Raw genomic sequence first — 12,336 nt, forward strand, 5'->3', positions numbered from 1 at the left:
TTTTATAAAAAAGTGGTGGAAATAACAAAACTAATAATAAAAATCATTGATAAAATTGTAATTCGTACTTAAATTTACGTAAAACCATGTAAACCTCGCAATTCCAGCCAAACATAAAATACTTTAATTACAATTAATTACATGACCTTTTAACTTTATATTATTCATATGTAAATTTAAAAATACGTCCGTCACTCAAGATAATGTAAACAAACATTTCATTGCACTAGTAAATGGTACCGATAGTCTTTAACATCGGCGGGTTGATTAAAAAATTACTAAATTGTGAGTTTAAAATGAAAACTATAATAACAAGTGCTGTTTGCACGTCTTTGCTATTCATTGCCGGGTGTAATAATGGCACCACTACAACAGACACTGCTGTTGAAGCACCAGTCATGCAAAAAACAGCTTTAGCTTCAGGTATTGATAAAGCAAACATGGATTTAACTGTTCGTCCACAAGATAACTTCTATCGTTATGTTAATGGTGCATGGTTAAACAAAAGTGAAATTCCATCTGACAAAACATCGATCGGTGCTTTTTATGACTTACGCGATGAAGCCGATGATAGCGTTAAAGCCATTATCGAAGAGTTAGCCGCAACTGAAAACCTAAAAATGGGCAGTGACGAACAAAAAGTTGCAGACCTATTTCGTTCATACATGAATACCGATGCACGTAATGCTGCAGGCATCACACCTGTGCAAGCTATTTTTGATAACATTAATAACTTGAAAGACAAAAATGAACTGGCAGCATTCTTTGGTGAAAATCAAAAAATTGGTGTTGGTAGCCCATTAGCATTTTACATCAGTGTTGATGCTAAAGATTCTACTCGTTATGCAACTCATGTTTGGCAAAGCGGCTTAGGTTTACCTGATAGAGACTATTACTTCAATGAAACTGAGCGTTTTGAAAAGTTACGTGCGGGTTATGTTGCTCATATTGAAAACATGTTTAAGCTAGCAGGTTTGAAAGGCGGTAAAGCTGCTGCGCAAACTATCATGGCGCTTGAGACAAAACTAGCTGGCTTCCATTGGACGAAAGTTGATTCTCGCGACAGCACTAAGCGTTATAACAAATTCAGTATTTCAGATTTAAATACTGTAACAGATGCTTTTAACTGGACTGCTTATCTTGAAGCTCAAGGTGTAGCTGCACAAAAAGATTTAATAATTAACCAGCCATCTTTCGTTAAAGGTTTTGGTGAAACGTTTGCCGCAACATCATTAGCTGATTGGCAAACTTACTTAACATTCCACACGCTTAGTAACTTTGCTAGCTCATTAACAACTGCATTGGATAAAGAAAACTTTGATTTTTATTCAAACCAGTTAAGCGGTCGTAAAGAACAACGTCCAATGTGGAAGCGTGGTGTTTCAGTCGTCAATGGCAATTTGGGCGAAGTTATTGGTAAAGTTTATGTTGGTCGTCACTTTAAACCTGAAGCCAAAACACGTATGACACAACTCGTTGAAAACTTACGCGGTGCATACGGTGCAAGTATTGATGAACTAGATTGGATGTCTGACGCAACTAAAAAAGCGGCACATGTTAAATTAGCAAGTTTTGATCCTAAAATTGGTTACCCAAATAAGTGGGAAGATTATTCAGCGCTTACTATCAAAAGTGACGACTTAGTTGGTAACAAAATGCGCTCTGGTACTGTTTCTCATCAAAAAGAAGTGGCTAAACTTGGCGGCCCAATCGACAGACAAGAATGGGGCATGACACCTCAAACAGTGAATGCTTATTACAATCCAACCAAAAATGAAATTGTATTTCCAGCCGCAATTTTACAACCACCATTTTTTAACTTAAAAGCAGATGACGCGGTTAATTATGGCGGCATTGGCGCAGTTATTGGTCATGAAATGGGCCATGGTTTCGATGATCAAGGCAGCAAATACGATGCCGAAGGTAATCTACGAGATTGGTGGACTAAAGAAGATTTAGCCGCTTTTACAGTACGTGCTGATAACTTGGTTGCTCAATACGATAACTATGCAGTATTTGACGACTTAAACGTTAATGGCTCTTTAACATTAGGCGAAAACATCGGTGATTTATCTGGTGTTACTATTGCTTATAAAGCTTACAAAGCCTCGTTAAATGGTAAAGACGCACCTGTTATTGATGGTTTAACTGGTGACCAACGTTTCTTTATGGGCTTTGCACAAGTATGGCGTGGAAAGTTTGTTGAAAAAGCACTACGTAACCGCGTAGCAACTGACCCGCACTCTCCAGGTGAATTCCGTGCTTTAGGTTCATTATCAAATATGCCTGAGTTTTATAGTGCATTTGACGTAAAAGAAGGTGACGCTATGTATATTGCACCTGAAAAGCGCGTTAAAATTTGGTAGTTTTCACCTTTTAGAAGCTTGTGTTGCAGGTTAAAACTTGCATAACATAAAGTGAAGGTAGTGATTAGTGAAAAAGGAGCATTAGCTCCTTTTTTTATGCTCATAATTTATCTTACATTAAGTGTAATGATGCAGTTTTCATTGTAAAGGTGCATGCATCACAGTAAAATCAATTGCTTATTGTATGATATTTTTTAATCAGCCCATTTTGCTATTTTCCTATCACTACTGCATGAATGGTTTGTTTAATCAAATAGGGAACACGGTTAAAGTCCGTGACTGTACCCGCAACTGTAAATAGCAAAGAGCTATAAGTCAGGACACCTAACAGTAATATTATTAACAACATTTGATAAACTAACGCCGTGCGGGAATACACGAGAGTTACTAATGCTTCTGCTTTCTTGCTGGCACTCGTATACTATTTTCTGCACATTCATTGATACTAAATTCAAAATAATTATTTGGGTTGGAGTAGAAAGCACAGTATGAAAGTATTGATAATTAACACTTACCGCCAAATAAAAAAAAATATTCAGGTTAAGCTATTTTTTATCTGGTTAAACCAATAACCATGAATAATCTATTAACGCTTGATGCTGTTTCTTGGGCTGTAGAAAATCAAACTATCCTCAGCAATATTTCATTTGATGTCGCCCAAGGTGATATTCTTGGTATTATTGGCCCAAATGGCGCCGGTAAAACATCACTTTTAAAGTGCTTATTAAATCAAACTAAAAATTGGCAAGGCAGTATTAAATTAAAAAACAAAAGCATTAGCCATTATAAACCTCACGAGCTTGCACAGACGTTTGCCCTTGTAGTACAAAAGTCCCCACCAATATTTGAATTGAAAGTTTATGATGTTGTACGTATGGGCTTATTGCCCTATAAAACCTTATTTGCTCGTGATACTGATATTGATAAAAAAGAAATCATACTAGCGCTAAAAAAAGTAGGGTTAGCGACTAGTAAAAATAAGCTTTTCAATACTTTATCTGGTGGAGAACAACAACGGGTATTAATTGCTAAAGCCTTAGTCCAAAAAGCTAAAATATTAGTACTAGATGAACCGACAAATCATTTAGATATATTCTATCAACATCAAATTTTGCAGTTAGTAAAAGCACTAAAAATTACCGTGGTCATGACTATTCACGACCTAAACCTTGCAGCTCAATATTGCACACGTATAGTTTTGTTAAACAAAGGTACTTTAGTTAGTGACAGTACAGTTGATGAAGCACTTAATCCAACAACACTTAGCAAAGTATTCGGTTTACCCTGTTTTCGAGACAATGTTCAACAATACCCAAACTCGAAAGTAGCTACAGTGCCTAGGGTTCATTTTTATCCGAATAATACCAATATTCCTATTTCTGTAGGTAAAAATTAATGCTTTTATTGAGCAATGTAAAAGGTAAAAATGCCTGGATATTTACCGGCTTATTTATACTGACTATTTTCTCGCTAGTTTCTGCGATTACTTTTGGTGCTGCAGAAATTAACAGCGTAGATGTTTTACAGTGTGTCCTTAGTGACTGTGCTACCCCCATGCACGACATGGTGGTATGGCAAGTTAGAATTCCTCGAGTGCTGGTTGGTTTAGTGGCAGGAATGGGCTTAGCCTGTGCTGGTGCTATATTACAGAACGTGACTAGAAACCCGCTCGCAGATCCTTACCTCTTTGGTATTATTTCTGGCGCAGGGTTAGGTGCAACCATCGCCACATTAGTCGTCACTGACGAGCAAATGTTAGTATTACCGATGGCCGCATTTTTAGGCGCTTTATTTTCTGTCACTATTGTCTTTGGTATCGCAACATTGCTACGCAACATGAATCATTTACTGCTAACAGGAGTAGCAGTATCATTTATGCTGAGCTCAATTAGTCACTTTATACTCTACCTTGGTGATCCTTTTGCCACCAACAGAGTAATATTTTGGTTAATGGGTAGTTTAACCAGTGTTGAAATGTTTCACTTCTATCTCATTGCAACCATGATATTGGTAACCTTAGTCACTATCTTTGCCTTACACCGACAAATTGATGCGTTACTATTGGGTGACGAGAGTGCGGCAAGCCTTGGTGTGAATGTTGATAAACTGCGAATAATTTTACTTGCCTTATGTGCTGCAGTGACGGCAACAATCGTTGCTTACTGCGGTGGTATTGGCTTTGTAGGCTTAATGGTACCGCATATTGTTAGACAACTACTTGGCGTAACAACTATGCCACTTATCATAGGCTCAGCGCTTGTTGGCGGCTGTTTTCTAGTTTGGGTCGATGTTTTAGCACGTAGTATATTAGCCAACGTTGAAATCCCCATTGGTATTATTACTTCCGCTATCGGCAGTATTTTCTTTTTAGCGATCATGTATCGCACTCGTAAAACAGGATAATAAATAATGACAACTGAAGCAGATAAAAATCAAAAACACCAAGAGCGCATGCAACGCATTAAAGAAAAAGTAGATGCTCGTGTTAATTCAGCACAAGAAGAACGTGGCTTACTCATTGTTATCACCGGTAATGGTAAAGGCAAGTCCACCTCAGGTTTTGGTACGTTAACTCGCGCTGTAGGGCACGGTTACACTGCCGCTGCATTGCAGTTTATCAAAGGTGACTGGGCCTGTGGCGAGCGTAATTTATTGGAAAAAAATGGTGTTGAATTTCACGTCATGGCAACAGGTTTTACTTGGGATACTCAAGATAAGTCAAAGGATATTGCCGCAGCAACAAAGGTTTGGGCAGAAGCAAAACGCTTACTAAAAGATGAAACAATCGATGTAGTTTTACTTGATGAATTAACTTATATGTTGTCATATAAGTACTTAGATTTAGATGAAGTAATTGAAGCAATTGTTAACCGCCCAGCAATGCAACATGTCATTATTACTGGCCGTGCATGTCATCGTAGCATCATAGAACTTGCTGATACGGTGAGTGAAGTACAGCCAACGAAGCATGCTTTTGATAACGGCATTAAAGCACAAAGAGGCATCGACTGGTAAATCACCCCCTTTTATCAACATCAAGTAGCTATCACGGAAAGAAATAATGAACCTGAATTATTACCTGTTCACTGTATTAATGAGCTTATTACTTATCGTTATGGGGCAAGCGAATGCCACTAATGATATTGCAAATAAAGTACATACTAAGCCGCGTATTATCGCCTTAGCACCACATATTGTTGAAATGCTTTTCGACGTCGGTGCTGGTGACCAAATTATCGCCGCTACACGACATGCTGACTACCCTGAAGCAGCTAAAGCTATCCCTAGAATTGGTAGCTCGTCACGTATTCAGATTGAACGCATTATAGAGCTACAACCTGATTTAATTATTGCTTGGAAAAACAGTAACCCCAGTGATGATCTAGCGCGTATAAAGCAACTTGGTTTCAATATTGTCTACTCTCAACCCTATACTTTTGACGATGTGGCAAAAGAAATACGTTTGTTTGGCAAGCTTTCAGGGCATACAGAACAAGGAGAGCATGTCGCAGAAAAATTTTTAGCTGACTTAGCAGAAATTAAAAGCCGTCACCAAAGAAAGACACCATTATTAGGTTTTTATGAGGTATGGTCGAGACCAATAACCACTATCGCAAAAGATAGTTGGCCACAACAATTTTTAGAGATCTGCAGTATTAAAAACCCATTTTATCAAGCCAAAGCAAGATACCCGCAAGTTAATATCGAGCAAATACTGCAAGCTAATGTTGATGTAATTATTCAACCATTGTCTGAAAATCAGAAAGCTAAAGAAGGCTATGAGTGGCAAAAGTGGCCGATAATACCAGCAGTTAAACACAGGCAGATTATTCAGCTTGACGCTGACGTTGTTCATCGCATGACAACACGTAGTTTAGGCGCTCTTACTGACTTATGTCAGCAAGCAGAAAAAAGTCGAGAATATTATCATGGTAAATAACCTGAACTCGGGATAAGCAAAATACTACAGCGGCGCTATTAAAACCTATTTCTGCGTTGTTCAAGTTGCCAATAACTCGTTATTGGCAACTTGAACGCTTTGAGCTAAACATAAATACCACTACTTTAGATTGAAGTTTGTTAATATTTTGAAATGGTTGTGTTTTTTATTGTCGTTATGCCGAATTCAGGTTAAATAGTAATTGTTAAGGAAGCTATACAGTTTATTTATCCACAATTTTTGATATTGGTATAACACTTTTGTGTGTTTAGTGAGTCTACTTAAAAATCAACATCTAGGGGCTAACACCGGTCACAATAGTGCCTGAGAAATATCTAAAGATCTAAGTTCAGAAACGATAAACCCGTTGCGAACTTCATTCTTGCTTATAAAGCATCATAGCAAAATAGGCAAACCCACTTTAACCTATTTACTTACTACATAGTTTGCCTTACGCTACCCAACGATTTTTCATAATCTTACGGAGCCACTGTTGCTAAAATTTTTCATATTAGCCTTGTTCACTATTTCGTCCGCCGTTCAGGCAGAAATCACAGATAAGAGTTCTGATAAACAATTGACTATGTGCGTTAGCAATTATCCTCCATATCAAATAACATCACCACAACAAGCGCCAATAGGTGAAAACATTGCCGTAACAACTCATTTTTTTAACACATTAGGCTTCACCATTAACTTTACCAAAAATAACACTTTTTGGCGCTGTTTAGCGATGTTAGAGGCAGGTAAAGTCGACCTTATGTCAGGTTTATTAGATGCGCCAGAGCGACGTAATTTTGCCCATTTATTTTCCTATAGCTCATTAAATGAAAAATCATTTTACGTGAAAAATAAAAATTTAAAAATTAGCGACTTTTCAGATCTTAAAGGTTTAAAAGTTGCGGTATTAAGGGGAATTAAGCAGTTTAAACAATTCGACAATGCCCCTAAGGATTATTTAGAAAAAGTATATGTTACTGATCTCGATGCAGCTATTCGAGTATTGGCTGCAGATAAGGTAGATGTTTTTATTTCAACTGACTTTTTATATTTAGAGAAATTCAAATATAAAGGCAACACGACTCAACAAATTAAAGAGATTATCGTTAAATTAGATGATAGCGCTTTATTATTTACAGGCTTATCAAAGAAATCTAAAGTTGCTCATCTTGCGCCAAAGTTTTCCGAGTTATCAAAATCAATGTATAAAAGCGGTGAGTTCAAAAGAATCATCAATAAATTTAAAATGAATCACCCTGAATACTATCGTTAACTCTCGTCTACTTCATTGTATTTAAAAATAAAATGATAAACATAAAAAGCTAACGACTCGCCCCAAATTAAAAAAGGTTCGCGTTGCGAACCTTTTTTAATTTAATGTTTTAGTTAATTTATCAAACACAAATTCGATTCAATGTGCTATCAACTTCATTAGCCGTTTTCTGTTGCATTTCAGTCAGTTCAGCGACTGATGACAAACCAGTATTTAACTCTCGACTCAGCTCTACTACCATAGACATATTATCATTAATTGATGCTGTTGATTGTTGCTGTTCATTGGTACCTTGGGCTATTTGTGAGGTCAATGTATCAACTTCAGTAAACATTTGACCAATTTTTTGCAGTGCATCAACAACTTGCTCTGAATGAACTAAACTATCTTGCGATAAACTTTGGCCACGGCCAATAGCATTTACCGCATTAGTCGACTTTTCTTGTAAGCCTTCAACCATGGCATTAATTTCAACTGTAGCTTCTTGCGTACGATGTGCCAACGCTCGAACTTCATCAGCAACAACAGCAAAGCCTCGCCCTTGTTCACCTGCTCGCGCTGCCTCAATGGCAGCATTTAGCGCCAATAGATTGGTTTGGTCAGCGATACCGCGAATTACCTCTAAAACTGAGCCAATGCGTGAACTCTCTTCTTGCAATAACGATAAATCAGCCGCCATTGCCGTAACCTCGTTAGCAAAGTCTTCAATCGTATGCTGGCTAGTGTTCGAAGCATCAGTCCCTTGCTCTAAAATAGATAACACTTGATTGGTCGTTTCGCTCACTTGCGTAGCACTTTGAGATAACGTCGTCGATGTTAATGCCACTTGGTCAATCGAACTTGCCATTTGCTCAATTTGCTGTGCAGACTGGTTTACTGCACCAACAGATTCCCCCATTTGCGCAGCCAACGATACAGAGCCATGCTTCAAGTTATCGGATTCACCACGAATATCATTCATAACATCAGCCAAGTTAGCAATAAATTTAGCAAGATCATTAGCAACTTTAGCTAAATCATCATCGCTTTTATCTTGAGCTAACCTTTTAGGTGCCTCATCAATACTAACGACTTGATTTATATATGTCTGCAAACGTTCAAGACGCTGAGTGAGCATTTTTTTTGAATAAACATAACCAGTAACTATTTGCACCACAGTCATCACTAGCAGTAAAGCGACGATTGATGATTGGTTAAAGTCACTGCCAAAAAGTAGCGCTGCTAGTATTGCAATAACGGCGATGATAACAGTGGGTAAAAGTAATTTAATACTAAGGCGATTCGACATCTACATTCCAAATACTTGTTTATAATTGTTTTTATTTAAATACTGAAGCTAAGCAAAAATGCCAGCTTATGCTCAAACTACTTGAAAATGCATTTTCAAGTAGTTTGAGCATATATATGTTCCGAGCTTGCAAATAAATTACATGCTATTGTGTTATTTTACTATAGTTTTTTAAGTAAAAATAAAAATATCGCTTTGTCCGTAAAAGGTACACTTACTTTAAGGAAGTTATGATGCCATTCACCACCATTTTAGTTATCGTTATTGCGGTTGGCTCTGTTTTTGCTGGAATTTTATTATTGAAGCAATCAGCGAGTAAATTTGAACTCACTGACGAGCAACAACAAAAAATCAGAGATAGAGAGATTGAGCAACTCGATAGAGATCAAAAGCAAGATTAACAAAGTCGAAACTTTAGCTATTTATACTTTTAACTCTTGTTCACGTCACACTTCTCACCGAAATATAACGTGAACATACGCTAAGCCCTGCATTCTCCTATTCATTATATAACGCGACTAGAGCTGATTATATTTTCGAGAAAATTAATATTTTTCATCAACAGCATCACAAAGTTAATTGCTGTTGATATAAGACCAGTTTTTCCTTTACTTGTTAGCACAACAGCCTAAAATCATCCTATATTTTCCTGACTGGTTTTCCCATGAGTTCAATACAGCATTTATTTGACAATAATCAGCAATGGTCTGACAAAATAAAAAAAGAAGATCCAAATTTCTTCAAACATCTCTCAGAACAACAAAACCCAGAATATTTATGGATAGGATGTTCTGATTCACGCGTACCTGCTAATGAACTGCTAGGTATGCAGCCTGGTGAAGTATTTGTTCATCGTAACATTGCTAATCAAGTTATTCATACTGATCTTAATTGCCTATCCGTCATCCAATTTGCTGTCGACGTTTTAAAGATAAAGCATATTATTGTTTGTGGGCATTATGGCTGTGGCGGTGTTATTGCATCACTTGATAACAAAAGTCATGGCTTAATTGATAACTGGCTACACCATATAAAAGATGTCTATCGTTTCCATAAAGAACGCTTAGATGCGGTTGAAAATAAAGAAGATCGCTTAAAGTTACTATGTGAATTGAACGTAATAGAACAAGTTGCTAACGTATGTAATACCACCATATTGAAAAAAGCTTGGGGAATAAACCAAGACATTACTGTACATGGCTTTGTTTACAACCTGCATGATGGAATTCTAAAAGACTTAAATGTCTCGGTTGATACTGACAAGTAATATCCAATGAAATTAAGCGTAAAAAATTAATTCTTCAATACAAATAAAAAGGCTTAGCTTTGCGGTTAAGCCTTTTTATTCCATCCAAAAATGAAGTTAACAGCCCCTAGAAAACATGAAGAAAAAGCATTAATTCAGCATTGCTAATCGTGCACGCTGTCCCTGCTCACGTTCAACATAATGAAACCATTGTTTCGCAATTTTTGCTGATTTGGGGATTTTTTGTGCTTGTGTGAAAGCAATAAGCGCATCGTCAAAGGCTTGTAAATTAAATTGCGCCATACCAATCACTAAGTGCATATCGCCTACTCGGGTGATCTTGCCCCGTGTTAGGGCTTTATTCGCCGCGGCTATCGCTTCTGGCCAACGCTCCAAATTTAAATAAGCTTGGGCAAGTTGTACGTCAAACTTACCGGTATCAGCAATTTCTGAAGCTTTAGTTAAAATCGGCAGTGCTTTTTCATCTTCTTTTGCGGCAACATAAGCTTGTGCTAAGGCTGCAAAACTTTTCTCACTCGCCACAACGGTGCCGTTGGCAATCGCTTGTTCTAATAAAACCGCCGCTTTAAAAGGTACTTGATGAAAACGATATAATTGCGCCAAGGTCATCACTTCACTTTCTTTCTTAATATGCCCTGCCTGCCATGATGCTTCCATCACTGCTAATTGCTTATCTTCTTCGCCAACCTCGCCATACATACCCGCCAGTTGCAGCCAATATTCAGGCTTATCGTAAAGACGAACCAGTTGTTCCATCACTTTAACGACTTGCAGGGGCTGTTTTAGCTCGTAATAACTTGCCCGTTGTAAAATTAGCCAATTCTCTTTAATCGCTGAAGCTTTTTGTTCAGCTAGCGCAATCGCCTGAGCAACTTCTGTGATCACGTTATCAAATTGCTTATCTTGATAATAAATTTGCGCAAACATAATATGCTGAGCAGCTGTTAAGGCTTTAGTGTTATTTTCTTGCCATTGTTGTAAATAAGCCAATGCCTGTGGGTAGTTTTGCTGCTGCATAGACAACTGAGCTAAGGAATAAATAGTCGATAAATATAATGAATCGGGAATAGCCTCTTCCTTTATCACTAACTCAAAGTGCTCAATCGCTGACGCTATATCATCATTGCCGTAATACATAAATGCATAGAAGTTCCATAACATCGCCCTTTCATAGCTATTTAAGCTATCAACACGTTCTTTAACTTCGTCAAGTACATCAAAGCCTGCAATTTTAACACCTTCATCAGCGAGTTTTTGTGCGCGTGCTAGTTGGCTATACACCCGGTTACGCATAGCGGGCACTTTTTTAGCGGTGCGCTTTTTAACGATACTTTTTCCATCAGTACTCGCTGGTTCATCAGCCGTTTGTCCGTAGGCTAGATTAGTGCCAATAATAGATCCTAAAAGTATTGGCAGGCAATACCACAAGCCAACACTTAATAAAGGTACAGCTAATTTTTTCAGTAACATGATCTGCGCTCCTCTTTTTCAAATTTACTTTCACAAAACGAATTAAACATTAACCGTCAATAGCAAAAGATATTTTATTCTGTACCCCGGCAACTTCCATTGCGACGCCGTCAACAACACGAGGTTTGTATTTAAATTTCAATGCCGCGTCTAACGCTGCACGGTTAAAAATATTTTCCGGCTCAGCACTTACCACAAATGCATCACGAACCGATCCCGTTTTAGAAACAGTAAACTCAACAATAACAAAGCCTTCAATACCACGTGCTTGCGCACGGCGTGGATAAATAGGCGCAACTTTCACTATTGGTAAATAATCACCATCACCTGTTTCTAAGCTCAAGCCACCACTTAAACCACCATCAAGGGCAATATCAGCAGAAAAACTGCTATTAACCGCATTGGCATTAGGGTTAGCTTGTGCCATTTGCGGCTGTACCATCGGAGGTGGCGGCGTTTTAGGCTTGGCTGGTTTTTGTGGCTTACGTTCTTTTTTAACTACCTGCTGCTCTTTTTTCAGGCGAATAAAGTCAAGTACGTTACCACGTGGTGGCTCAGACATCACATCGCTGCCACCTGCTATTAACGCCTGCATTCCCCATAACAAAGCTATCGTTGTAACAATGGCTAAAACTAAGCCAATCAGGTATCGGCCCCCAGTATCCAAAAAGCTAGCGGGTGTGTTTGGCGTCGACATACTCGACACCGGGGCATTCGCCACAGATACATTCG

The 12,336-nt window shown here is 38.0% G+C and carries 11 protein-coding genes and 1 riboswitch; of the genes, 8 read left to right on the forward strand and 3 right to left on the reverse strand.

The genetic code is table 11. The features are described from left to right. Nucleotides 1–296 precede the first annotated feature (296 nt). The 6 genes from B7C41_RS05305 to B7C41_RS05330 all read left to right on the forward strand — a co-directional run bounded on the left by B7C41_RS05305 (nucleotide 297) and on the right by B7C41_RS05330 (nucleotide 7,579). Complete coding sequence (locus B7C41_RS05305; RefSeq protein ID WP_085298622.1) at nucleotides 297–2,366, forward strand: M13 family metallopeptidase; 2,070 nt, start codon at nucleotides 297–299, stop codon at nucleotides 2,364–2,366. Nucleotides 2,367–2,578: 212 nt separating this feature from the next. After that, nucleotides 2,579–2,712: riboswitch (cobalamin riboswitch) on the forward strand. Between the two features lie 228 nt (nucleotides 2,713–2,940). Next, nucleotides 2,941–3,762 carry an ABC transporter ATP-binding protein gene (locus tag B7C41_RS05310; protein ID WP_085297773.1) on the forward strand — a complete coding sequence of 274 codons (822 nt, stop codon included), beginning with the start codon at nucleotides 2,941–2,943 and terminating at the stop codon, nucleotides 3,760–3,762. Then, nucleotides 3,762–4,769, forward strand: a complete 1,008-nt coding sequence (locus B7C41_RS05315; RefSeq protein ID WP_085297774.1) for a FecCD family ABC transporter permease — start codon at nucleotides 3,762–3,764, stop codon at nucleotides 4,767–4,769. The genes B7C41_RS05310 and B7C41_RS05315 overlap by 1 nt, the downstream gene beginning before the upstream one ends. Before the next feature lie 6 nt (nucleotides 4,770–4,775). After that, the gene (gene cobO, locus B7C41_RS05320) at nucleotides 4,776–5,381 is read left to right on the forward strand and encodes a cob(I)yrinic acid a,c-diamide adenosyltransferase (RefSeq protein WP_085297775.1); all 606 of its coding nucleotides are present in this window, start codon (nucleotides 4,776–4,778) and stop codon (nucleotides 5,379–5,381) included. A 46-nt stretch (nucleotides 5,382–5,427) separates the two neighbouring features. Further along, complete coding sequence (locus tag B7C41_RS05325; protein ID WP_085297776.1) at nucleotides 5,428–6,306, forward strand: cobalamin-binding protein; 879 nt, start codon at nucleotides 5,428–5,430, stop codon at nucleotides 6,304–6,306. A gap of 493 nt (nucleotides 6,307–6,799) precedes the next feature. After that, nucleotides 6,800–7,579 carry a substrate-binding periplasmic protein gene (locus B7C41_RS05330; protein WP_143764309.1) on the forward strand — a complete coding sequence of 260 codons (780 nt, stop codon included), beginning with the start codon at nucleotides 6,800–6,802 and terminating at the stop codon, nucleotides 7,577–7,579. A 121-nt stretch (nucleotides 7,580–7,700) separates the two neighbouring features. Here B7C41_RS05330 and B7C41_RS05335 read toward each other — a convergent pair whose 3' ends face one another. Further along, nucleotides 7,701–8,867 carry a methyl-accepting chemotaxis protein gene (locus B7C41_RS05335; RefSeq protein ID WP_085297778.1) on the reverse strand — a complete coding sequence of 389 codons (1,167 nt, stop codon included), beginning with the start codon at nucleotides 8,865–8,867 and terminating at the stop codon, nucleotides 7,701–7,703. A gap of 230 nt (nucleotides 8,868–9,097) precedes the next feature. On the opposite strand from B7C41_RS05335, the gene B7C41_RS05340 reads away from it, so the two are divergent. Next, a complete protein-coding gene (locus B7C41_RS05340) occupies nucleotides 9,098–9,268 on the forward strand; it encodes a DUF2897 family protein (RefSeq protein ID WP_085297779.1) in 171 nt (56 codons plus the stop codon). A 263-nt stretch (nucleotides 9,269–9,531) separates the two neighbouring features. Next, nucleotides 9,532–10,134 carry a carbonate dehydratase gene (gene can, locus B7C41_RS05345; protein WP_085297780.1) on the forward strand — a complete coding sequence of 201 codons (603 nt, stop codon included), beginning with the start codon at nucleotides 9,532–9,534 and terminating at the stop codon, nucleotides 10,132–10,134. Nucleotides 10,135–10,263: 129 nt separating this feature from the next. Here can and B7C41_RS05350 read toward each other — a convergent pair whose 3' ends face one another. Both B7C41_RS05350 and B7C41_RS05355 read right to left on the reverse strand, forming a co-directional pair. Beyond that, nucleotides 10,264–11,604 (reverse strand): tetratricopeptide repeat protein, encoded by a 1,341-nt coding sequence (locus B7C41_RS05350; RefSeq protein ID WP_085297781.1) that lies wholly within the window; start codon nucleotides 11,602–11,604, stop codon nucleotides 10,264–10,266. Between the two features lie 49 nt (nucleotides 11,605–11,653). Continuing rightward, nucleotides 11,654–12,301, reverse strand: coding sequence for an energy transducer TonB (locus tag B7C41_RS05355; RefSeq protein ID WP_085298623.1), 648 nt, complete (start codon nucleotides 12,299–12,301; stop codon nucleotides 11,654–11,656). Between the last annotated feature and the right edge of the window lie 35 nt (nucleotides 12,302–12,336).

Origin of the sequence: Cognaticolwellia mytili, from assembly GCF_002104475.1 — a bacterium.
Taxonomy (GTDB): Bacteria; Pseudomonadota; Gammaproteobacteria; order Enterobacterales; family Alteromonadaceae; genus Cognaticolwellia; species Cognaticolwellia mytili.